This window comes from Blautia sp. HCP3S3_H10_2 (genome assembly GCF_052122375.1).
In the GTDB taxonomy this organism is placed as follows: Bacteria; Bacillota; Clostridia; order Lachnospirales; family Lachnospiraceae; genus Blautia_A.
Genome location: NZ_JBQKCL010000001.1, coordinates 96,635 through 118,418 on the forward strand (window position 1 = coordinate 96,635; position 21,784 = coordinate 118,418).

The window sequence follows — 21,784 nt, forward strand, 5'->3', positions numbered from 1 at the left end:
TGGGCAGACGAAGCTATTTGTCTGCCCAGCTTGCTATTGGGAGATTATTCGTTTTATCTGTGCGATATTCATAAGTCCATTATGCGAGCATGCTGGATTCATGGCTGCCGCACAGGACTTTCATAGGAAATATTACATATGGGGGAAGGAAAGTGAAAAAAAGAAGCTGGGGGATTCTTGGTTTTATTATTTTACTATGTGCTTTGTATCTGACACCGGTATCTGCTGCTTCCTATGTGAAGCAGGCAGAAACGAAAGTAAGTACCACATCCAAAAAACACGGGTGGATCAGGCATGGTAATGACTATTACTATTACAATTCCAAAGGAAAACTGCTGTGGGGGAAGATCAAATACAAAGGACAATATTATTACAGCACAAAAGATGGGAAGCGTTTTACCGGTTGGCTGAAATCCGGGGGAAAACGTTATTATTATAATCGGAAAAATGGTATTATGTTCCGCGGCAGATGGGCTACAGGAACGAAATACAAGTATTATTTCAATAAATCCGGAGTGGCACTTGCAAACAGCTGGCTGAGTTATCAGGGAAAAAGATACTACTTTCTGGCTAATTCCAGAATGGCCACTGGTTGGCAGAAAATTGGTAAATATCGTTATTATTTTGATAAGAAAACAGGCACGCTTGCAAAAAATATGTGGGTGGGACAATATTATGTGAACAAATCCGGACGCAGAACCGGAAAAACAAGGCCGGATGTGAAGTTGAGTGACACCCATTATACATATAAAAGCAGCACTCTGAATATTGATCTGAAAAGAAAATCCACACATGGTGTTCCCTATTGGATCGCTGTAGTGAAAATATCCAGTGCAGGACAGCTGAAATCAGCGCTGTCCTATGGGACTTACGGAGGCGCCAGGCAGACTACTTCCAGCGCTGTTTCCAGCAATGGTGGAATTATCGGAGTGAATGGCAGCGCATTCAGCTATCAGACCGGGCGGCCCTCACCGCTTGGAATGTGTATTAAGAATGGTGTGATCTATGGGGACTATGAAACCAGCTACAGTGTGATGGCTGTAAAGAACGATGGAACTATTTATACCCCTAAGCGAGGGCTGAAGGGAAAAGATCTGCTGAAAGCAGGCGTGAAAGATACTTATAATTTCGGACCGGTTCTGATCCAGAATGGAAAAGCCCAGCCTGCATGGTCTGAGACTGCCAAGTATTATCCAAGAACTGCAGTGGGCATGGTAAAACCAGGTCAGTATGTGCTGTTGGTTACAGACACGGGCAGTTATTCCGGGCTGAATCACTGGGATCTTGTGAATATTTTTAACAGCTATGGATGCCAGTATGCTTATAATCTGGACGGTGGTGGTTCGGCTACCCTGTATTATAATGGGAAGGTTATGAATCGGCTGATCAGTAATTATGAGAGACCTTGTGGGGACTTTTTGTATTTCAGCAATTAAGAAAGAAATTTTGATTGTGGATACAGAGTGAAGGAAATGAAAATGTTTTAAAAATGGATAATTTTATTAGAATATAGAATTCTTATATGATATTATAATGATAAGAAAAAGCGGGGGAAAATTACGCAGAAATTATTCTAAAAAGTTCGGCAATATACTACAAAATATGATTTTTAATGTTGCCCATTACTATAAGAGAAAATTGGAGGAACTGCTGTATATGGCATTATCAGAACTGATCAAGTACGAAGGTGACAATTCGACATTTATCTGGAAATATCCAAATGAAGATTTTAATAATATGACAGAACTGATTGTTCATGAAAGTCAGGAGGCTGTTTTTGTTGCCCAGAGTTTTATTTGACGAATATTGTTTTACCAGAGGCAGATCCAAGTTTCAGAAGGTTAAAAGAGCTACATACGATTACACTTCAGAAAAGAATGGCATTTGCAGAAGCAGAGATGAAAACATCCCAGGCGGAAAGTAAGGCATTTTATATGACCGCAGAAGCGGATGCAGAAGCCCGAATTAAAGCAGCCCAGAGAGGCGCCATTCTTGAAGCCCAGACAACAGAAACAGAAATCGCCAGACGAGAGGCAGAGAGAAAAATCATTCAGGCACAGACTGAGGCACAGACTGCTCAGATGAAAGGAATGGCAGAAGCTGCTGTTATGCAGGCAAAAGGATATAATCAGAAGGATGTCCTGCAGGCAGATGTCCAAAAAGCATATGCGGAAGGAATTGGAAATATGGGACCCGCGATTTCTGCAGGCGGTGGTTCTTCGATCATGGGGGATATGCTTGGTATGGGAGTTGGGATGGCTGCAATGGGCGCCATGGCTCCACAAGTGGGAGAAATGCTGAAAGGTTTTTCTCCTAAGGGAGCTTCTGATACCGTCAAGGGACAGCCAAATAAAACAATAAAGTGTCCTAAGTGTGGAAATGAACTGCCGGAAAATGCGAAATTCTGTATGGAATGCGGTACCAAAATAGAGGTGCTTGCAGAGAATGAGGTCCTCTGCCCTGCATGCGGAAAGAAAACGGTGAAGGGAAAGTTCTGTATGGAATGCGGAGAGAAGATTTGATAAAGTGGAAACATCAAAATAGGTTGTATTATAAGGCGTTAGACGTTTCGAAAATGCCTGTGAAAGGGAAAATAAAAAGGAGCAAAAAATATGGCGGTGATAAAATGCAAAATGTGCGGTGGGGATTTAAAAATCACGGAGAATGTGAGCGTGGCTGAGTGTGAATATTGTGGAACCATGCAAACGATTCCAAAGGCAGATAATGAGAAAAAAATGACTCTATTTAATCGGGCGAACAGACTTCAGTTGGCGTGTGAATTTGATAAAGCGGCAGCAGTGTATGAAAATATTGTGGCTGAATTTCCTACAGAGGCAGAAGCATATTGGGGATTAGTGTTATGTCGTTATGGAATCGAATATGTAGATGATCCAATTACTGGAAAGAAGGTTCCTACCTGCCACCGTTCTTCTTTTGATAGTGTTTTGGAAGATTCTGATTTTGAGCTTGCATGCGATAATGCAGATGTGATTGCCCGTAAATTGTATAGAACCGAGGCGAAGGCCATTGAAGAAATTCGCAGAGGAATTTTGACAGTTTCCGGAAAAGAAGAGCCCTATGACATTTTTATTTGCTATAAAGAGACTGACGAAAATGGGGGAAGGACGTTGGACAGTGCGCTTGCCCAGGAGACATATGATGCTCTTACGGAGAAAGGATACCGGGTATTCTTCTCTCGCATTACGTTGGAGGACAAGCTTGGTTGCGACTATGAGCCCTACATTTTTGCGGCACTGAATAGTGCTAAAGTGATGTTGGTGTTTGGTACAGATTATGAATATTTTAATGCTGTGTGGGTGAAAAATGAATGGAGCCGTTATCTGAAACTTATGGCGAAAGATAAAAGCAAACATCTGATTCCATGTTACAAGGGTATTGATGCTTATGATATGCCGAAGGAATTTGTGCGCCTTCAGGGACAGGATTTTGGAAAAATCGGAGCTATCAAGGATCTGGAGCGAGGCATAGAGAAGCTGATTGGAAAAGCAAATTCGGAACAAACTTCGGAATCAAATGATATGGCGCAGACAGCTGGTGGACCTACAATGGAATCGTTTTTGAAGCGAGGACAGATCTTTCTGGAGGACGGAAGCTGGCGCAAAGCAAAAGAATATTTTGACAATGTCCTGGATATCAACCCAGAGTGTGGACAGGCTTATTTTGGAAAATTTCTCGCTTCTTATGGATTGAGATCCTTGGATGGAACCCATAAATTAGCTTTTGATTTAGATCGTAATAAAGATTTTTGCCATGCCGAACAGTTTGCAAATGGTGATTTGGCAGAGGTTTTAAAAGAAATTAGAGCAACCAATAGCCTGAATATCAGAAGAAAACAGTTCCTTTATACACTGAATAAGATTTTGGAAATGAAGAAAAAAGAGGAACGTATTCTCCAAAAGAAGGAAGCACTCTATAAGGAACTTGTTCGAAGTATAGATGGGGTGAATCTGGTAAAAGAGTTAAATAATGCTGCTGAAAAATTTGATACTTTGGGGGATTATCGGGACAGCAGAGAATGGGCGGAAAAATGCCGACAGCGTGCAAAGGAAGAACAGACACGATTGGAAGATGCAGAACGCCAGCGTATAGAAAAGGAAAAAGAAGAAAAGCGACGTGAGGCAGAACGTCTGAAAAAGGAAAAAGAAGAACAGGAGCGAAAAGAGGAGGAAGAACGGCAAAAGTTACTGAGGGAAAATGCAGAGAAGGCGGAAAGAAAAAGAAAAAGAAGAATCGTTATGCTTGTTGGTGTAGCTGCTATTGCTGCGTATGTTTTTGTAGAGGAAATATATATTCCTAAGATTATTTCTGGCAGAAAGTATGACAATGCTGTGGCACTGATGGAGAATGGGGATTACGAAGATGCAATTGATGCATTTGAAGAAATATCGTATTATTCTGATTCCAAGGAACAGATTTTGCAATGCCAATATGAACAGGCCTCTGCACTGATGGAGGGTGGTGAATATGAAAATGCTATTAGTGCATTTGAGGAAATATCGGATTATTCTGATTCCAAGGAACAGATTTTGCAATGCCAATATGAACAGGCCTCTGCATTGATGGAGGCTGGTGAATATGAAAATGCTATTAGTGCATTTGAGAAAATATCGGATTATTCTGATTCGAAGATACAAATCCAGCAAGGCAAGTACAATATTGCAGCGAAACAGATGAAAGAGGGGAATTACAATGAGGCAATAACTGGTTTTGGAAGAATATCAGATTATTCCGATGCAGAGACACAAATTTCACAATGCATATATGAGAAGGCACTGGCATTTAAGGAAAAAGGCGATTTCCTAAATGCAATCCTTGTCTTTGGGAAAATACCAGATTATTCTGATGCAAGAGAACAAATTAATCAGCTTCGAGCGGAGTGTGTAGAACGAAAAGTGCTTGATGGAGGAGAACGCTGTACTGTTTCACTTCATCCAGATGGAACTGTTGCAGCAACTGGAATAGATATATATGGTGAAACCAATGTTAGTGACTGGACCAATATCGTTGCAATTTCTGCGAATTATTTTACTACAGTGGGGTTGCATGCAGACGGTACGGTTGTAGCAACTGGCTGGAATGAATATGGACAATGTAATGTTGGTGAGTGGACAGATATTGTGGCTATTTCCAGTGGGATGCTGCACACAGTAGGACTGCGTGCGGACGGTACAGTTGTGGCAGTTGGGGATAATGATTATGGAGAGTGTGATACAAGCGAGTGGAAGGATATTGTAGCTATTTCAGCTGGGGCGGGGTTTACAGTAGGATTACATGCGGATGGCACCGTTGTGTCAATAGGCGTTAATGAAGGCGGGCAAGATGAAGCGAATAACTGGTCTGGAATTATTGCTGTTTCCAGCAAAGGAGATCATGTGGTAGGACTGCGTGGGGATGGCACAGTTGTAGCAGCTGGCTGGAATAAATATGGACAATGTGATGTTGGTGAATGGACTGATATTATTGAGGTTTTGGCAAGCTTGCGTGGACATACAGTGGGATTAAAAGCGGATGGAACGCTTGTGACAACTGGAGAGAATTCATGGGAACAATGCAAGGTTGAGGAATGGGAAAATATCTCATCAATATCGGTTGGAGATTATTGTACTTTTGGTATTTGTGCAGATGGTACAGTTAGGGCAGCTGGATATAATGAAGATGGGGAATGCGAGATCCAAAATTGGAATAATATGTTAGATGTATCTCAAGAAGCTCATGTCAATGAACTTCGCACTTTGGCAATCGCAGGTGCACCTGAACTGGAAGCACTAAATGAGGCTTTGAAAGAGGAGACGAATACGAAATCTGGTGATTCGTCTTCTGGTACTTCCAGCAGCGGCGATTCACAGAAAGTGAAATGCCCAAGCTGCGGAAAATATGTGAGCAGTCTTATCAGCAAAAAAGATAAAGCTGGAGTAACAAGAAATTGGTGTTCTTCATGCTGGAGCCAATATAATGATATAATGGGCGATTAAACTGCAGATTTTATATAATTTAATGATTAATGAGGCTTAGAAAGTTTAGTTTAAAGGCTTTCTAAGCCTTTTGACCATTATAGAAATATGGGTATTTATACAAGAGGGGAGACCGTCCAAAAACTAAAAATTCAATTTTGAAAGTGGAGAATGACGACCAGTCAAAAATAGTTTTCGGACTGGCTGAGGGGGAGTTTTTGTAGAAAATGCAAAGAGAAACACCCGGTAGGGGAGCTACCGGGTGTTTCGAGGGGAGTATAAATAATTAAATAAGGGGTTATTATGTAAAAAAATTTTTGAAGGGTAAATTCTTTTACAAGTGAAATTATAATATAAACTGGAAAAAAAAGCAATATCATTTTGCTGAATATTCTTGTTGGTTTTGGGAAGACTACACAAAGTAATCCAATAACATTCAATAGGAGGAATACTCAAATGGCTAAAAATTATGAGTCTGAAAACAAAAACAGCAAAAATTCAACAAACAGAGCTTATGAGAATGAGACAGATACCAAAGATTGCAGAAACACTTATACAAAAAACAGCAGCAAGAATAAAAACCGCAATTCTTATGAGTCTGAGGAAGATACTACTTCCAGATACTAGATAGTAAATGCTGCTGATTGATACAGACATTGCTATGAACGTAAAGCAGCTACTTTAGGAAAAAGGCGCAGGGGTGATTTCCTTCTGCGTCTTTTTACAGAGAATTTCGTTAGAAGTTCCTATTACATAAAAATCCTTCCAGTCAGGGACGTACTGTAGAAGTTACCCAGAAGTGTTTTCCGCATATACTGATAAAAAAGGGGATTTGTCATGTTTCCCGTTGAGCCGATTTCAGGTAAAATGCTGGATTATTATGTGGGGCGGAAAGACTCCTTTCTTATAGATCTGCGAAGCCGTGAAGACTATCGTACCGGACATATAAAAGGGGCTGTAAATGTACCATATGAGGAGTTTGAAGAAATGCAGGAATACGATTTCCCAAAGAAAAAAATATTGGTACTGTACTGCGAGCGGGGAGGAGCAAGCCTTCGGGCAGCCAGGATCCTGGCACGAAACGGATACGAGACAAGAACAGTGATCGGAGGAATGAATGAGTACAGGGGAAGAAATCTGGTGTGTGATCTCTAGAATATAGAATTTTTGTAACTATTCAGTAGGCAGTATTCCGCGAGGTGTTTTGGCATGAATATGCCAAAATCCCGAGACATACAAGCCAAAATGCCATCACCGCAGGTGATTTGGAATGCATTTTGGCTCGTAACTGTGAAGGTACTGAACAGTTACGAATTTTGAAAGCCACAGTTAATATCTTGTAATTTCCCCCAAGGCATGATAAGGTAAAAAGGAAAATATCCCTGTACAAAATGGGATATACGAAATGAAAAAACGGTTTATATATTGATATTTCAGACTATAGAAACAGAGGAGAAATGCGACTTATGAAATATATGTTTGCGTCAGACATCCATGGTTCTGCCTATTGCTGCAGGAAAATGCTGGATGCGTTTGAAAAAGAAGGAGCAGAGCGCCTGGTCCTGCTGGGCGATCTGCTTTATCATGGCCCGAGAAATGATCTGCCCAAGGAATATGCACCGAAGCAGGTAATCCCTATGCTGAATGCCATGAAGGATAAGCTGTATGTTGTCCGGGGAAACTGTGAGGCAGAAGTAGACCAGATGGTTCTGGATTTCCCGGTAATGGCAGATTATTGCATTCTGGCTATTGAGGGCAGAACATTTTATGCGACTCATGGCCATATTTATAATCAGAACAACCTTCCTCCGCTATGTGAAGGGGATATTCTGATCCATGGCCATACACATGTGCTGAAGGCTGAGAAGATGGATGGTTATATCCTGCTAAATCCAGGCTCTGTGTCCATTCCGAAGGAGGGAAATCCGCCTACATATGCAGTATTGGAAAATGGTGTTTTTTCCATCAAGGATTTCCAGGGAAATGTAGTAAAGAGCATAGCACTTTAAGAAGGGAAAAAGGTGAATGAGCACAGAAAGATTTGAATTGATCGCTCCCTGCCATTTTGGGCTGGAAGCGGTTTTAAAAAGAGAAATACTGGATCTTGGCTATGAGATCAGCAAAGTAGAAGATGGCAAGGTGACATTCCTGGCAGATGCCCAGGGAATTGCAGATGCAAATATTTTTCTGCGCACCACAGAGCGTATTCTTCTGAAGGTCGCAGAGGTGAAGGTGGAAACTTTTGATGAGCTTTTTGAGGCGACCAAAGCCCTGCCATGGGAGCGTTACATTCCTGCTGATGGCAAATTCTGGGTGGCAAAAGCCAATTCTGTGAAGAGTAAGCTGTTCAGCCCGTCGGATATCCAGTCTATTATGAAAAAGGCCATTGTGGAGCGCCTGAAGGGCGTATATAACGTTTCCTGGTTCCCTGAGGATGGGGCAAGCTTTCCTATCCGTGTGGCGTTCATGAAGGATGTGGCAACCATCGGAATCGACACCTCAGGAGTTTCCCTGCATAAAAGAGGATACCGCCAGATGACTGTGAAAGCACCGATCACAGAGACTCTTGCCAGTGCCCTTATTATGTTAACCCCATGGAAAAAAGACAGAAGTTTAGTTGATCCATTTTGTGGAAGCGGTACTTTTCCAATCGAGGCGGCTATGATGGCTGCAGATATAGCCCCGGGAATGAACCGTTCCTTCCTTGCTGAGGACTGGAAGCATGTTGTGCCAAGACGCTGCTGGTATGAGGCTGTAGAAGAGGCCCAGGACCGTGTAAATCTGAAAATCGAGACAGACATCCAGGGCTATGATATTGATGGGGAAGTCCTGAAGGCTGCCCGTGCAAATGCCAAGCTTGCAGGCGTAGACAGCCTGATCCATTTTCAGCAGAGACCGGTAAAGGAGCTGCATCATCCTAAGCCATATGGCTTCATTATCACAAATCCGCCATATGGGGAGCGTCTGGAAGAAAAAGCTGCCCTGCCACAGCTTTACCGTGAAATCGGGGAAAGCTACCGTGGACTTGATAAGTGGTCCATGTATCTTATCACTTCTTATGATAAGGCGGAGAATGATATTGGACGCAAAGCAGATAAGAACCGCAAGATTTATAATGGAATGCTGAAAACATATTTCTACCAGTTCCTGGGACCGAAGCCGCCAAGACGCAGCCAGCCACAGGATAAGAAAGAAGGCACGAACGAATGAAAAAAATTATTTTTGCAACAGGAAATGCGGATAAAATGAAAGAAATCCGTGAGATATTAGCTGATCTGGATGCAGAGATAGTGTCCATGAAGGAAGCCGGAATCCAGGCCGATATTGTAGAAGATGGAAAAACCTTTGAAGATAATGCAGTGATCAAGGCAACTGCTATAAGTAAGCTTACCAGCAACGGGGAAATCGTTCTGGCAGATGATTCCGGACTTGAGATTGATTACCTGAATAAGGAGCCGGGGGTATATTCTGCACGTTATATGGGCGAGCATACCGATTATCATATTAAAAATGCCAATCTGATCCAGAGACTTGAGGGAGTGCCGGATGAAAAGCGTACAGCCCGCTTTGTCTGTGCAATTGCAGCTGCTTTTCCGGATGGAAGGGTAGAGACGGTACGGGGAACTATGGAAGGCAGGATCGGATATGAGGAAAAAGGTGCTAACGGATTCGGTTACGATCCAATCTTTTTCCTGCCGGAATATGGCTGTACTTCCGCAGAGCTGTCCATGGAAGAGAAGAATAAGATCAGCCACAGGGGGAAAGCCCTGCAGGCGATTAAGGAAGAATTGCGATGAAAATACTGGTAGTCAGTGATACCCATGGAAGGGATGAAAGGCTGGAGAGGGCTGTGGAACAGGCGCGTCCCTTTGATTATCTGATCCACTGTGGGGATGTAGAGGGCAGAGAAATTTTTATTGAGGCGCTGGCAGAATGCCCATGCACGATCGTAGCTGGAAACAATGATTTTTTCAGTGATCTTCCAAGAGAAGAGGAGATCGTGCTGGAAGGGCACAAGATCATGGTGACCCATGGACATAATTATGGTGTGTCCATGGATCTTTACGGCGTTTCAGAAGAGGCAGCAGCAAGGGACTGTGAGATTGTATTTTTCGGTCATACACATAAACCGGTGATTGAGAAGAAGAATGGTGTTCTTGTGATCAATCCGGGCAGTCTTTCTTTTCCAAGGCAGGAAGGACGCAGACCAAGCTATGTGGTGATGAACCTGGAAAAAGGAAAAGAGCCGGAAGCTGAAATTTATTTTTTATGATCCAAAACGGTTCAAAGGTTCTAAAATGATTTATACTTTTAGCGAGAAAAAATAAAAAAATTAAAACGAAATTTGAAAAAAATAGTATCAAATAGAGTAAATCCATGGAGAGAAGAGCCCAGAAACCCGCATTTTTAGCGGGTTTTCGGGAATTGCATCTTTTTTTGAAAAAAATATAAAAAAATATGAAAAAAGGTGTTGACAAATGGTAGACCATATAATATAATAACTCTTGCCTTGAGCGAGAAAAAATAAATTCTTGAGAGAACAAGGAATCACAACTTCATAGAAATGATGTTGTAAGACATCGGGGTGTGGCTCAGTTTGGCTAGAGCGCCTGGTTTGGGACCAGGAGGCCGCAAGTTCGAATCTTGTCACCCCGACTGCTGTAACAACATTACCGTTTCAGCGTAAATGCGGGTGTAGTTCAATGGTAGAACACTAGCCTTCCAAGCTAGATACGTGGGTTCGATTCCCATCACCCGCTTCTCTGATGAAGAGAGATATGTGTCAGTAGCTCAGCTGGATAGAGCAACGGCCTTCTAAGCCGTGGGTCGGGGGTTCGAATCCCTTCTGACACGCTGTGGTGGATATAGCGCAGTTGGTTAGCGCGCCAGATTGTGGCTCTGGAGGCCCAGGGTTCGAATCCCTGTATCCACCCTTTGCCTTTGGGCTATCGCCAAGCGGTAAGGCACAGCACTTTGACTGCTGCATTCGCTGGTTCGAATCCAGCTAGCCCAGTCCTATATGGAGCATTAGCTCAGTTGGTAGAGCACTTGACTTTTAATCAAGTTGTCCGGGGTTCGAATCCCCGATGCTTCACTTACAAATGAGAACCGGAAGCCTTGTAAATTGAGGGTTTCCGGTTTTTTTGTTTCTTATAGATTTCTATTGGTATTTTGGAATGGCTTTAGAAAAGTGTCTCAACAATGTCTCGGAATTGTCTAGCTGCAAATAAGATGTCCCAAATTTGTCCCAGAAAATATCCCCGAAAATTAAAACACAGTATAAAAAACACTACATTGACATACGTGATATTACGTGTTAACCTATAAAAGAGGAGAAATGCCATTAAGTTCTAAAATGATGATAAAATTATTAAAAAAGAATGGCTTTGTGGAAATAAGCAGTAATGGTTCGCATATAAAAATGAAAAATAAGAATAATGGAAAAACAGTAATAGTGCCATATCATACAAAGGAACTGAAAACGGGTTTGGAACAGGCAATATTAAAGCAGGCTGGTCTAAAGTGATTGAAAGAATGGAGACAGATTATGAATAGAATGTTTTATCCGGCAGTTTTTCATAAAGCAGAGGAAGGGGGCTTCTGGGTTACATTTCCGGACATACCAGAATGTATGACACAAGGGGAAAATATGCAGCAGGCATATGAAATGGCGTTTGATGCGTTGGGACTGGCGTTGACATCAATGGAAAGAGAGAAAGAGAGTTTTCCGATACCTTCAAGCCCGGATGAGATTACACTTGAAGATGGAATTTTGGTGATTATAGAATTTGATCTGGCAGAATACCGGAGAAAGAATTGTTCGCGGGCAGTAAAGAAAACTTTAAGCATTCCTGAATGGCTAAATGAAGCGGCAATGCGGGAGAATATAAATTTTTCCCAGACGCTGCAGGAAGCTTTACTGGTAAGACTGGGGTTAAATCGATAACGGGGAGGAGCTATTGCTCATTGCAAAGCATTTGCTGGATGTGTGACGGGCTATAAATAAGGGCTTGACAAGCAATTAAATATCACGTATTATGATTAAGTCTTATTTTTCTTTAAAATATGAAAAAGAAAACAGGTACATGCGGATGTGGCGGAATTGGCAGACGCGCCAGATTTAGGTTCTGGTGTTTACGACGTGCAGGTTCAAGTCCTGTCATCCGCAGGAGAGAATAGATTCGGATCAGATTCCCGGTAGAGAGTGTGACCCGGATCTTTTTTTGAGGTTTGCCCTGAAGCGTTGCCTTGATTTTTTAATATGAATTTGCTATAGTTTACCCAATAGAATTACAGAATGGACGAAGTATGGAGGAACATTATGGATGTTGTTCAGTTTCAGGAAAAATTAAGAGAAATCTGTGAGCTTGGAAAGCAGAACGGAAACCTGCTGACCCATGAGCAGATACGGGAGTACTTTGCAAGCACCGATCTTGAGACCAGTCAGATGGTGAAAGTACTGCAATATCTGAAATTACAGGGGATTACGATAGAGGGAGAAGATGCAGCAGTGACAGCAGCCGAGAAGGAAGAGGGGGAAGCTGGCGAAACAGAGCTGGAGTCCCATGGAACCAGCACGCCGCTGACACCAGAAGAGGAAGCTTATCTGAAGGAATACCTGACAGAGGTTGAAGCATCTGGTAAAGGACGAAATGTAAGCCAGGAGATGCTTCATACATTATTTGAGAATCTGGCAGAGGGAGATGCCATCGCAGAAGCGGCTCTTACCAGTATTTATCTGCCGGTTGCAGCGAAAATGGCATCCGATATGAATTGTGCGGAAATTCACCTGGCAGACTTGATCCAGGAGGCTAATGTGGTGCTGCTCATGGCCCTGTCCGATCCTGAAACGGCTCACAAGGATGACGCCTGGCTGCGTCTTCAGCTGCGCAAAGGAATTATTGCTGCCATTGAAGAGCAGACCCAGCAGAAATTCCAGGATGACTGCCTGGTAGCGAAGGTGGAGAAGCTGGAATCCGCAGTGAAGGACCTGACCGATGATGATGGCGAGAATCGTTTTACCATTGATGAGCTGGCTGTAATCCTGGATATGAAGGTGGATGAGATCCGGGACATTCTGCGCCTCACTGGTGATGACAAATAAAGTTATTTATAGTATAAAAATTAAAATATATTGAAAAAATGGAAAAGCCTGTTGGTAACACTTCATTATCCCTTATCTGCCTGATAGGAGATGATGCCGTACAGTTATCGGCAGGCTTTTTATATTAGGAAAACTTATTGGAATCTCATATGATACAAAAGAAAGCTCATATCGGTGATGTGGTAACAGGAAATTAAATCTGTTGGAAAAAAGATTTTATGAAAAATCACATTGAAATTCTGCTATACAAGTGTTACTATCATAAATAATAATCAAAATATTTTTAGATGAACAAAAATATTATTTGAAAATGAAAGGAGGATACATATGAATTTAGAAAAATATCGACAGTATTCCAGAATTGCACGGGGACTGGAACCGGCAGAACTGGTATTGAAGGATGGCAGAATTGTCAATGTTTTTACAGAAGAGATCATCCGTGGAGATATAGCGATTCAGGACGGAATCATCGTGGGAGTTGGCAGCTTCCACGGCAGAGAAGAGCGGGAACTTGACGGGAAATATGTGTGCCCGGGATTTATTGACAGTCATCTCCATCTGGAATCTACACTGGTGACTCCGGCAGAGCTGGTAACTGTGGCATCCAGACATGGAACCACTACATTCATTGTGGATCCTCATGAATCTGCCAATGTATCTGGTCTGGCAGGCATTGACTATATTCTGGAGCAGACAGAGGATGTGAAAGCAAATGTGTACGTGATGATGCCTTCCTGTGTTCCTGCCACTTCTATTGACGATAACGGCTGTACATTGACAGCAGAAGATATGGCGCCTTATCTGGACAATAGCCGCATTCTTGGGCTGGGAGAAGTAATGGACAGTGTCTCTGTAGTACAGGGAGAGAAAGACATGCACGATAAGCTGGGGCTTTTTGAAGGAAGGATCCGCGATGGACATGCTCCATTCCTGGAAGAAGGTGACCTGGAGGCTTATGCATTAGCTGGAATTGCTACAGATCATGAGTGCAGCTTCTTTGATTATGCTATGCGGGAACGGCGCAATGGACTTACTGTTCTGATCCGCGAAGGCAGTGCTGCCAGGAATCTGGAAGCCTTGGTAGGCGGATTGGTACAGCGCCATATGAACGGGGAAGGATTTTGCTTCTGCACGGATGATAAGCATATTGAAGACATTCAACGGGAGGGCCATATTGACCATAATGTGCGGAAGGCAATCCGTCTTGGGATGAATCCGGTTTCTGCCATAAAAATGGCGACTATCAATGCTGCTGATTGCTATGGACTGAAAGACAAAGGCGCTGTTGCTCCTGGCAGACAGGCAGATCTTCTGATTTTGTCGGATCTTGTCAGCGTTGCCATAGAAGATGTCTACTATAAAGGGGAACTGGTTGATAAAAATGCGAATATTGTTATAAAACCATGCGCATCTGAATTGAAAAATACGGTACATGTGGCTGGATTTTCCAAGAAAGATTTCCTGCTGGAAGCAGTAGATGGAAATTTCCCGGTCATTCTTGCGGAAGAGGGGCAGATTACTACCAGAAAAGGAAGCTTGCATCTGTCTGACGGTCCCTGTGAATTCCGGTCTGATGATGATTATCAGAAAATTGCGGTCGTGGAAAGGCACAAAGCAACTGGAAAAATCGGTTGTGGTGTGATCGGTGGCTTTGGAATCCGGGGAGGAGCGATTGCGTCCAGTGTTTCCCACGATTCCCACAATATTATCGTGATCGGGGATAATGATGAGGACATGGAACTTGCTGTACGTGAACTGATCCGTACCCAGGGGGGATATACGATTGTAGAGAACCATAAGGTATTTGATACGTTGGCGTTACCGGTCATGGGACTGATGAGTGACAATGGCTTTGAGAGGGATAATGAGACTTTGAAACGGATGATTCAAAAAGCCCATGAAATGGGTGTGAAAAACGGTCACGATCCTTTTATCACTTTATCCTTCATGGCGTTGCCGGTGATTCCCCAGATCAGAATTACGCCACGGGGAATTTATGATGTGGAGAATGGGAATTTTTATTAAAAATATTACTTGAAAGCGTCTTCTGATGCGTATATGATAGGAATATAAGGAGTGACGGAAGATGGCGAAAGTAAGAAAACACATCTATTTTTCCGGACAGGTACAGGGAGTCGGATTCCGCTTCCGGGCTACGAATGCGGCAAGAGCCAATGATCTTACTGGCTGGGTAGACAACCTGTGGGATGGAAGAGTGGAGATGGAAGTACAGGGTGAGCTTTCGGGAATAGAGAGAATGATCCAGGAAATCGAGATGGGAAGTTTTATCCGGATTGAAAATTATCAGGTGGAAGATCTGCCGGTGGACGAAAGTGAATGGAGCTTTTACTCTAAATAATGGGAAAGTGTCGGGAATGGAGAAATCTGTTCCCGGCGCTTTTTTTGTGTTTTTCGGTATATGTTAATTTGGGAGATTTTATTCATTTTAGGAATATCAAATGGAGGATATTTTTCAAAAATACAGTTGACAGATGAATAATCAGTTATTATAATTAGTTCGTGCTCGAACAGTTCGAAGACGAACAGTCCGTACACGAACTATTTTTTGGGGAATTAAAAAAGGTGCCAGAGCGTGTTTGAAAAAGGCTTTCTACGAAGTAGATGTGCGTCCTACTTTGTGGGAGATTGCAGGAATGATTTTTCAAACGCGCTCAAACCTGCGAAAGAAGGGAAATATGGAGGAACAGAAGAAAAAATATGGTCCTGATGGCTGTAATTGGACAGAAAGACATATCGGACATGAGGTACGGTCGCTGGATCTTACCATAGGCCGTCTTGTAAATGCCTATCAGTCCAAGGTTGATGAGAAAGCCGGAATCAATCGCATGCAGGGCTGGATCATCGGGTATCTGTACCGTCATTCCGGCCAGGATGTTTTTCAGAAGGATCTGGAAGCAGAATTTCAGATGGCGCGCTCTACGGCTTCCGGTATTCTTGGGGCTATGGAGAAGAAACAGCTTATCACCAGGGAATCGATTCCAAGAGATGCCAGGCTGAAGCGACTGGTGCTTACTGAGAAAGGAATGGAATTCCAGCTGGAGATTATGGAGAATTTCGACCGGATCCAGAAGATATTAAGCGCAGATATCCCAAAGGAAAAGCTGGAATGTTTTCTGGAAGTTCTGTACATGATCAAGGAAAATGCTGTCAGGGATTGCAATCTGAACCAACAGTAAGGTGAAAAAGAAAAATAAGAAGGACAAAAGAAACTAAGAAACCAAAAACAAAGAAACAAGAAAGGGGAGAACCTGATGATAAAGACATTGCTTGCCCAGGTAAAAGAGTTCAAGAAGGCTTCCTTCCTCACTCCTGTATTTATGATACTGGAGGTACTGGTGGAGACTTTGATTCCTCTTGTAATGGCAGATATGATCGATAACGGTGTGGAAGCCGGTAATATCAGCTATCTTTACCAGAAAGGTGCCATTATGGCGCTTCTTGCGGTAGCAGGGCTTGTGACAGGTATTTTAGGCGGTAAATACGGAGCATATGCATCCTCCGGTTTTGCACGTAACCTGCGTAAAGCTATGTATACCAATATCCAGACATTTTCATTTTCAAACATTGACAAATTCAGTACTGCCAGTCTGATCACCCGTCTGACTACAGATGTGACCAACTTGCAGAACGCATACCAGATGATCCTGCGTATGTGTACCCGTGCCCCGGCCAGCCTGATCTGTGCTATGGTGATGGCGTTTATGATCAATGCAAAGATTGCCAGCATTTACCTTGTGGCTGTTATTTTCCTGGGCAGCTTCCTCATATTTATTATGAAGAAGGCTACGAAGTATTTCCAGGAAGTATTTGAAAAATATGATGATCTGAATGCCAGCGTACAGGAGAATATCAATGCAGTCCGTGTTGTGAAGGCTTATGTGCGTGAGGATTATGAGACTACCAAGTTCCAGAAAGCCTGCAATAAGGTTTATGAAATGTTCGTAAGAGCTGAGAAGCTGGTTGTTATGAACATGCCGGTCATGCAGTTTACTGTGTATGCCTGTATCCTTGGAATCAGCTGGCTTGGCGCGAAGATGATCGTGGGAGGCAGCCTGACCACAGGTGAGCTGATGAGTCTTCTTACATATTGTATGAATATCCTGATGAGCCTTATGATGCTTTCTATGGTATTTGTTATGATTACCATGAGTGCAGCAAGCGCAGAGCGTGTGACTGAAGTTATCAATGAGAATGCAGACCTGTGTGATCCGCAGAATCCGGTTATGGAAGTTGCAGATGGAAGTATTGTATTCGACCATGTTGATTTCAGTTATAAGAAAAACAGCCAGGAGCCGGTACTGAAGGACATCAACCTTTCTATTCATGCCGGAGAAACCATCGGTATTATCGGTGGAACCGGAAGTGCCAAATCCAGTCTTGTAAACCTGATCAGCCGTCTTTATGATGTAAGCGCTGGTTCTGTAAAAGTTGGCGGTGTGGATGTCCGGGAATACCATATGGACAGTCTGCGTAACCAGGTGGCAGTTGTATTACAGAAGAATGTGCTGTTTTCCGGCACGATTCTGGAAAACCTGCGCTGGGGGAATAAAGAGGCTTCTGAAGAAGAATGCCGCCGCGTATGTCAGCTGGCCTGTGCAGATGACTTTATTGAGAAAATGCCAGATAAATATAACACCTACATCGAACAGGGCGGAACGAATGTTTCCGGTGGACAGAAGCAGCGTCTGTGTATCGCAAGGGCACTTCTTAAGAAGCCAAAGGTTCTGATACTGGATGATTCCACAAGTGCGGTAGATACTGCTACAGATGCACGTATCCGCCGGGCTTTTGCAGAGGAAATCCCGGATACTACCAAGCTGATCATTGCACAGCGTATTTCCAGTATCCAGAGTGCAGACCGCATCATTGTTATGGATGAAGGAAAAATCAGTGGATTTGGAACTCATGAGGAGCTGATGAAGACCAATGCTATTTATCAGGATGTTTATAATTCCCAGATCAAGGGCGGCGGAGACTTTGATGAGAACAAGGGAGGTGAGCAGGCATGAGTAATAACAGACCGGTAAAAGGTCCAGGACGTGGAGGCGCTGCTTTCCGAACTGGCCAGATGGTAGAGAATCCGGGCAAAATGCTTGGAAGACTGCTGGCTTATGTATATAAGAACTATAAGATCCATATTATTCTGGTGGTGATCGGAATTATCGTCAGTGTTCTTGCCAATGTGCAGGGAACCATGTTTACCAAGACATTGATCGACCAGTATATCCTGCCGCTTCTGAAATCGGACACACCGGATTTCCATCCTCTGGCAATGGCGATTTTAAGAGTAGCCTGTTTTTATGCCATCGGTGTGGGATGTACTTATATGTATAATCGCCTGATGATCTATGTGAGCCAGGGAACCCTGCGCAACCTTCGAAACGAGATGTTCGAGCGCATGGAGACTTTGCCTGTTAAATATTTTGACACACATGCCCATGGCGATATCATGTCAATCTATACCAATGATATCGATACCCTGCGCCAGATGATCAGCCAGAGTATTCCACAGCTGATTTCCAGTGTGATCACCATTGTCAGTGTGCTGGTAAGTATGATCATCCTGAATGTGCCGCTTACCATTGTGACGCTGGTTATGGTAGGTGTTATGCTGATCGCAAGTAAGAATCTTGCAGGCCTTAGTGGTAAGTATTTCATGGAACAGCAGAAGAACCTTGGTATTGTAAATGGTTATATCGAGGAAATGATGGAAGGCCAGAAAGTTGTTAAGGTATTTTGCCATGAGGAAGAGAGCCTTGAGAAATTTAATGAGCTCAATGACCAGCTGTTTGAAAGCGCAAACAATGCAAATAAATTTGCCAATGTGCTGATGCCGACCTGTGCACAGATCGGAAATATCAGTTATGTACTGTGTGCCATTGTAGGTGGAGTGCTTGCGGTAAATGGAATCGGCGGATTTACCCTTGGCGGTCTGGCAAGCTTCCTTACCTTTAACAAGAGTTTCAGTCAGCCAATCAACCAGGTAAGCCAGCAGTTTAACAGTATCGTTATGGCACTTGCAGGTGCAAAACGTATTTTTGATCTTCTGGATGAGAAACCGGAGGTTGATGAAGGCTATGTTACTCTGGTAAATGTAAAAGAAGAGAATGGCAAGCTTGTAGAATCAGAGAAACGTACCGGACGCTGGGCCTGGAAGCATTTCCATAAGGCGACTGGAAAAACAGACTATATTGAGCTGAAAGGTGATATTGTTCTGGATGGTGTGGATTTCGGTTACCGTGATGACAAGATCGTGCTTCATGATGTGAAAATGTACGCAGAGCCGGGACAGAAAATTGCTTTTGTTGGTTCCACTGGTGCAGGTAAGACTACGATCACGAACCTTCTGAATCGTTTCTATGATATTCAGGATGGTAAGATCCGTTATGACGGCATTAACATAAACAAGATCAAAAAAGGTGACCTGAGACGTTCCATGGGTATTGTTCTTCAGGATACCAACCTGTTTACGGCAACGGTTATGGAGAATATCCGTTATGGTAAGCTGGATGCCACAGATGAGGAAGTCATCGCAGCGGCTAAGCTGGCAAATGCAGATGGATTTATCAGAAGACTTCCAGATGGTTATAATACCATGCTGCGTAATAACGGTGCAAACTTAAGCCAGGGACAGAGACAGCTTCTTGCTATCGCGAGAGCTGCAGTAGCAGATCCGCCGGTACTGATCCTTGATGAGGCCACCAGCTCCATTGATACCCGTACAGAGAAACTGGTACAGGATGGTATGGATAAACTGATGGAAGGCAGAACTACATTTGCCATCGCGCACAGGCTTTCTACCGTCAGAAACAGTGACTGTATCATGGTTCTGGAGCAGGGACGTGTAATTGAGAGAGGTTCCCATGACGAGCTGATTGCTCAGAAGGGCAAATATTATCAGTTGTATAATGGATGATTCTGTATAAGTAAGAAATGTAGGAATCGTTTGGAAAAAAGTAAGGGGTAAATGTTTACCTCTTCTTTTTTTATTTCAAAGGAAAGCATGAAAAAAAGAGCTGCAAAAAAGCAACTCCTTGATTGATGCGACAGAATTATTTTGCTACAGACTCCAGAGGGTGTTTGAAACATCATTTCTGCAATCTGTATGCCCTATTTTGCGGTATATTTTGTAGCGTAGCCCTTGGGCTATTTTGTGGATTTCTGCGGCAACTGTGCCAATACAATAGCACAGAACATAACCACGCATCCGATGATCTCCCTTGTGCTTAAGCTTTGTCCAAGAATGATCCAACCAGCCAGTACGGAAATGCAGGACTCCAGACTCAGAATCAGAGAGGCGATGGTAGGATTCATGTTTTTCTGACCGATGATCTGAAGGGTATATGCAACACCACAGGACATAACACCGGCATATAGAATGGCACCCCACGCTCCGTTGAAATCAGAAAGCTGCGGATGCTCAAAAATCAGAGCCGGAATAGTAGTAAGGATACCGCAGACAAAAAACTGGATACAGGACATCTTAACCCCGTCAACCTTCGGAGAAAAATAATCGATCACCAGAATGTGCAGGGAGAACAAAAATGCACAGATCAGCACCAGAATGTCTCCCTTTCCTATGGAGAAACCATCTGTGATGCACAGCAGATAAAGTCCGGCTACTGCCATTACAACCGCAATCCAGATAAAAGGACTGCATTTCTTTTTCATAAACAGTCCAAGAATGGGTACAATCACGATATAGCATGCTGTGATAAATCCGGCTTTTCCAACGGAGGTCTGTAGAATGCCAAGTTGTTGGAAATTGGAAGCAAGGCACAGGCAGATGCCACAGGAGACACCTCCAAGGATTAAAGTGCGGTTACGGGAAAGCAGACCACCTGATTCCGGTCGGGATGCAGAAGCCTGGCTGTTGTTCTCTTTGCCAGAAGGTACATCATGGGAAACTTCAGTATCCCGTGGGGGATTGATCCGGTTCATCAGGAAAATAACGGGAAGCAATACCAGAGAACCAATCAGACTTCTGGTTGCGTTAAAGGTAAATGCTCCTACGGCATTGCCGCCTTCGCTCTGGGCCACAAACGCGATTCCCCAGATGGTAGCGGTAAGCAGCAGGATCAGTGAGTTTTTTAAGGGTATCTGTTGTTTTTGCATAGGCTTTTTGTTCCCCTTAGCGTTCCATCATACTGATGGATTCAATGCCTACACTACCGCCACGAACGACTTCGATGCGGCCGAATTCTTCTTTGATCAGCTTTACAACTGCGTCGTTCTTGGTTGCGGTCTGTACAAATTCCAGGAGCAGGCTGTCCTTGCCGTAGTCAATGACACGGGCCTTAAAAGTCTCAGCAATCTGGAAAAGCTCAACTTTATCTTCGGAAGAGCAGTTGAATACTTTGATATAAAGAATTTCTTTCATACGAACGAAGGTGTTGGTGAAATCAATTACTTTGATCACTTCTACCATGCGGTTCAACTGCTTCTTGATCTGTTCAAATGTCTCATCGTCACTTACAGTACCGATGGTCATACGGGAAACGGTAGGATCCTCTGTGGTACCTACAGTAAGGCTGTCCAGGTTATAGCTTTTACCGGAAAAAAGTCCGGAAATTTTGGACAGAACACCGACCTGGTTCTCTACATAGAGGGAAATCCATCTTTTTTTCATTCCTTTATCTGCCATGAGATAAACCTCCTGATTTTCATAATTGTTTGTAACGGCTGC

At 43.3% G+C, this 21,784-nt stretch carries 20 protein-coding genes and 7 tRNA genes; 25 read left to right on the top strand and 2 right to left on the bottom strand.

The features are described 5' to 3' along the window. The first annotated feature begins 152 nt into the window (after nucleotides 1-152). The 25 genes from ACTQWB_RS00455 (at nucleotide 153) to ACTQWB_RS00575 (ending at nucleotide 20,014) form a co-directional block, all read left to right on the top strand. Complete coding sequence (locus ACTQWB_RS00455; protein WP_441499850.1) at nucleotides 153-1,436, top strand: phosphodiester glycosidase family protein; 1,284 nt, start codon at nucleotides 153-155, stop codon at nucleotides 1,434-1,436. 220 nt (nucleotides 1,437-1,656) lie between these two features. Further along, on the top strand, nucleotides 1,657-1,800 hold the full coding sequence (locus ACTQWB_RS00460) for a hypothetical protein (RefSeq protein WP_441499851.1): 144 nt from the start codon (nucleotides 1,657-1,659) through the stop codon (nucleotides 1,798-1,800). After that, nucleotides 1,797-2,522, top strand: a complete 726-nt coding sequence (locus ACTQWB_RS00465) for a zinc-ribbon domain-containing protein (RefSeq protein WP_441499852.1) — start codon at nucleotides 1,797-1,799, stop codon at nucleotides 2,520-2,522. Before ACTQWB_RS00460 ends, ACTQWB_RS00465 begins: the two co-directional genes overlap by 4 nt. Nucleotides 2,523-2,612: 90 nt before the next feature. Beyond that, on the top strand, nucleotides 2,613-5,993 hold the full coding sequence (locus tag ACTQWB_RS00470) for a tetratricopeptide repeat protein (protein WP_441499853.1): 3,381 nt from the start codon (nucleotides 2,613-2,615) through the stop codon (nucleotides 5,991-5,993). A gap of 435 nt (nucleotides 5,994-6,428) precedes the next feature. Next, the gene (locus ACTQWB_RS00475) at nucleotides 6,429-6,599 is read left to right on the top strand and encodes a hypothetical protein (protein WP_441499854.1); all 171 of its coding nucleotides are present in this window, start codon (nucleotides 6,429-6,431) and stop codon (nucleotides 6,597-6,599) included. Between the two features lie 210 nt (nucleotides 6,600-6,809). Further along, the gene (locus ACTQWB_RS00480; protein ID WP_441499855.1) at nucleotides 6,810-7,127 is read left to right on the top strand and encodes a rhodanese-like domain-containing protein; all 318 of its coding nucleotides are present in this window, start codon (nucleotides 6,810-6,812) and stop codon (nucleotides 7,125-7,127) included. A 311-nt stretch (nucleotides 7,128-7,438) separates the two neighbouring features. Beyond that, entirely contained in the window at nucleotides 7,439-7,981 is a 543-nt protein-coding gene (yfcE, locus tag ACTQWB_RS00485) for a phosphodiesterase (protein WP_441499856.1), read from the top strand. Nucleotides 7,982-7,997: 16 nt separating this feature from the next. Then, on the top strand, nucleotides 7,998-9,182 hold the full coding sequence (locus ACTQWB_RS00490; RefSeq protein WP_441499857.1) for a THUMP domain-containing class I SAM-dependent RNA methyltransferase: 1,185 nt from the start codon (nucleotides 7,998-8,000) through the stop codon (nucleotides 9,180-9,182). After that, nucleotides 9,179-9,769: an XTP/dITP diphosphatase gene (locus ACTQWB_RS00495; protein WP_441499858.1), complete on the top strand. Its 591-nt coding sequence runs from the start codon at nucleotides 9,179-9,181 to the stop codon at nucleotides 9,767-9,769. Before ACTQWB_RS00490 ends, ACTQWB_RS00495 begins: the two co-directional genes overlap by 4 nt. Next, a complete protein-coding gene (locus ACTQWB_RS00500; RefSeq protein WP_441499859.1) occupies nucleotides 9,766-10,245 on the top strand; it encodes a metallophosphoesterase in 480 nt (159 codons plus the stop codon). Before ACTQWB_RS00495 ends, ACTQWB_RS00500 begins: the two co-directional genes overlap by 4 nt. A 308-nt stretch (nucleotides 10,246-10,553) precedes the next feature. Further along, nucleotides 10,554-10,628, top strand: a tRNA-Pro gene (locus ACTQWB_RS00505). Nucleotides 10,629-10,661: 33 nt separating this feature from the next. Continuing rightward, nucleotides 10,662-10,732: transfer RNA gene (locus tag ACTQWB_RS00510), tRNA-Gly, on the top strand. Nucleotides 10,733-10,752: 20 nt separating this feature from the next. After that, a tRNA-Arg gene (locus ACTQWB_RS00515) sits at nucleotides 10,753-10,826 on the top strand. 5 nt (nucleotides 10,827-10,831) lie between these two features. After that, a tRNA-His gene (locus tag ACTQWB_RS00520) sits at nucleotides 10,832-10,905 on the top strand. 9 nt (nucleotides 10,906-10,914) lie between these two features. Then, nucleotides 10,915-10,986: transfer RNA gene (locus tag ACTQWB_RS00525), tRNA-Gln, on the top strand. 8 nt (nucleotides 10,987-10,994) lie between these two features. Next, nucleotides 10,995-11,067: transfer RNA gene (locus ACTQWB_RS00530), tRNA-Lys, on the top strand. 243 nt (nucleotides 11,068-11,310) lie between these two features. After that, nucleotides 11,311-11,499: a type II toxin-antitoxin system HicA family toxin gene (locus ACTQWB_RS00535; RefSeq protein ID WP_441499860.1), complete on the top strand. Its 189-nt coding sequence runs from the start codon at nucleotides 11,311-11,313 to the stop codon at nucleotides 11,497-11,499. Between the two features lie 21 nt (nucleotides 11,500-11,520). Continuing rightward, nucleotides 11,521-11,919 carry a type II toxin-antitoxin system HicB family antitoxin gene (locus tag ACTQWB_RS00540; protein WP_441499861.1) on the top strand — a complete coding sequence of 133 codons (399 nt, stop codon included), beginning with the start codon at nucleotides 11,521-11,523 and terminating at the stop codon, nucleotides 11,917-11,919. 141 nt (nucleotides 11,920-12,060) lie between these two features. Further along, nucleotides 12,061-12,141, top strand: a tRNA-Leu gene (locus tag ACTQWB_RS00545). A gap of 153 nt (nucleotides 12,142-12,294) precedes the next feature. Further along, on the top strand, nucleotides 12,295-13,077 hold the full coding sequence (locus ACTQWB_RS00550; protein ID WP_441499862.1) for an RNA polymerase sigma factor region1.1 domain-containing protein: 783 nt from the start codon (nucleotides 12,295-12,297) through the stop codon (nucleotides 13,075-13,077). Between the two features lie 327 nt (nucleotides 13,078-13,404). Beyond that, the gene (gene ade, locus ACTQWB_RS00555) at nucleotides 13,405-15,102 is read left to right on the top strand and encodes an adenine deaminase (RefSeq protein WP_441499863.1); all 1,698 of its coding nucleotides are present in this window, start codon (nucleotides 13,405-13,407) and stop codon (nucleotides 15,100-15,102) included. 61 nt (nucleotides 15,103-15,163) lie between these two features. Further along, nucleotides 15,164-15,436 carry an acylphosphatase gene (locus ACTQWB_RS00560; protein ID WP_441499864.1) on the top strand — a complete coding sequence of 91 codons (273 nt, stop codon included), beginning with the start codon at nucleotides 15,164-15,166 and terminating at the stop codon, nucleotides 15,434-15,436. 295 nt (nucleotides 15,437-15,731) lie between these two features. Then, nucleotides 15,732-16,274 (top strand): MarR family winged helix-turn-helix transcriptional regulator, encoded by a 543-nt coding sequence (locus ACTQWB_RS00565; protein WP_441499865.1) that lies wholly within the window; start codon nucleotides 15,732-15,734, stop codon nucleotides 16,272-16,274. 75 nt (nucleotides 16,275-16,349) lie between these two features. Then, nucleotides 16,350-18,107, top strand: a complete 1,758-nt coding sequence (locus ACTQWB_RS00570) for an ABC transporter ATP-binding protein (protein WP_441499866.1) — start codon at nucleotides 16,350-16,352, stop codon at nucleotides 18,105-18,107. Nucleotides 18,108-18,166: 59 nt separating this feature from the next. Next, entirely contained in the window at nucleotides 18,167-20,014 is a 1,848-nt protein-coding gene (locus ACTQWB_RS00575) for an ABC transporter ATP-binding protein (protein WP_441500096.1), read from the top strand. Between the two features lie 230 nt (nucleotides 20,015-20,244). On the opposite strand, the gene ACTQWB_RS00580 is transcribed toward ACTQWB_RS00575, so the two are convergent. Next, a complete protein-coding gene (locus ACTQWB_RS00580) occupies nucleotides 20,245-21,198 on the bottom strand; it encodes a DMT family transporter (RefSeq protein ID WP_441500097.1) in 954 nt (317 codons plus the stop codon). A gap of 31 nt (nucleotides 21,199-21,229) precedes the next feature. After that, entirely contained in the window at nucleotides 21,230-21,742 is a 513-nt protein-coding gene (gene ilvN / locus ACTQWB_RS00585; RefSeq protein WP_441499867.1) for an acetolactate synthase small subunit, read from the bottom strand. Between the last annotated feature and the right edge of the window lie 42 nt (nucleotides 21,743-21,784).

Excerpts from the sequence above, each read along its gene's own strand:
- ade (WP_441499863.1), top strand. The coding sequence starts at position 13,405 with ATGAATTTAGAAAAATATCGACAGTATTCCAGAATTGCACGGGGACTG.
- ACTQWB_RS00550 (WP_441499862.1), top strand. The coding sequence starts at position 12,295 with ATGGATGTTGTTCAGTTTCAGGAAAAATTAAGAGAAATCTGTGAGCTT.
- ACTQWB_RS00475 (WP_441499854.1), top strand. The coding sequence starts at position 6,429 with ATGGCTAAAAATTATGAGTCTGAAAACAAAAACAGCAAAAATTCAACA.
- ACTQWB_RS00565 (WP_441499865.1), top strand. The coding sequence starts at position 15,732 with ATGATTTTTCAAACGCGCTCAAACCTGCGAAAGAAGGGAAATATGGAG.
- ACTQWB_RS00470 (WP_441499853.1), top strand. The coding sequence starts at position 2,613 with ATGGCGGTGATAAAATGCAAAATGTGCGGTGGGGATTTAAAAATCACG.
- ACTQWB_RS00500 (WP_441499859.1), top strand. The coding sequence starts at position 9,766 with ATGAAAATACTGGTAGTCAGTGATACCCATGGAAGGGATGAAAGGCTG.
- yfcE (WP_441499856.1), top strand. The coding sequence starts at position 7,439 with ATGAAATATATGTTTGCGTCAGACATCCATGGTTCTGCCTATTGCTGC.
- ACTQWB_RS00570 (WP_441499866.1), top strand. The coding sequence starts at position 16,350 with ATGATAAAGACATTGCTTGCCCAGGTAAAAGAGTTCAAGAAGGCTTCC.
- ACTQWB_RS00460 (WP_441499851.1), top strand. The coding sequence starts at position 1,657 with ATGGCATTATCAGAACTGATCAAGTACGAAGGTGACAATTCGACATTT.
- ACTQWB_RS00495 (WP_441499858.1), top strand. The coding sequence starts at position 9,179 with ATGAAAAAAATTATTTTTGCAACAGGAAATGCGGATAAAATGAAAGAA.
- ACTQWB_RS00560 (WP_441499864.1), top strand. The coding sequence starts at position 15,164 with ATGGCGAAAGTAAGAAAACACATCTATTTTTCCGGACAGGTACAGGGA.
- ACTQWB_RS00480 (WP_441499855.1), top strand. The coding sequence starts at position 6,810 with ATGTTTCCCGTTGAGCCGATTTCAGGTAAAATGCTGGATTATTATGTG.
- ACTQWB_RS00540 (WP_441499861.1), top strand. The coding sequence starts at position 11,521 with ATGAATAGAATGTTTTATCCGGCAGTTTTTCATAAAGCAGAGGAAGGG.
- ACTQWB_RS00535 (WP_441499860.1), top strand. The coding sequence starts at position 11,311 with ATGCCATTAAGTTCTAAAATGATGATAAAATTATTAAAAAAGAATGGC.
- ACTQWB_RS00490 (WP_441499857.1), top strand. The coding sequence starts at position 7,998 with ATGAGCACAGAAAGATTTGAATTGATCGCTCCCTGCCATTTTGGGCTG.
- ACTQWB_RS00575 (WP_441500096.1), top strand. The coding sequence starts at position 18,167 with ATGGTAGAGAATCCGGGCAAAATGCTTGGAAGACTGCTGGCTTATGTA.
- ilvN (WP_441499867.1), bottom strand. The coding sequence starts at position 21,742 with ATGGCAGATAAAGGAATGAAAAAAAGATGGATTTCCCTCTATGTAGAG.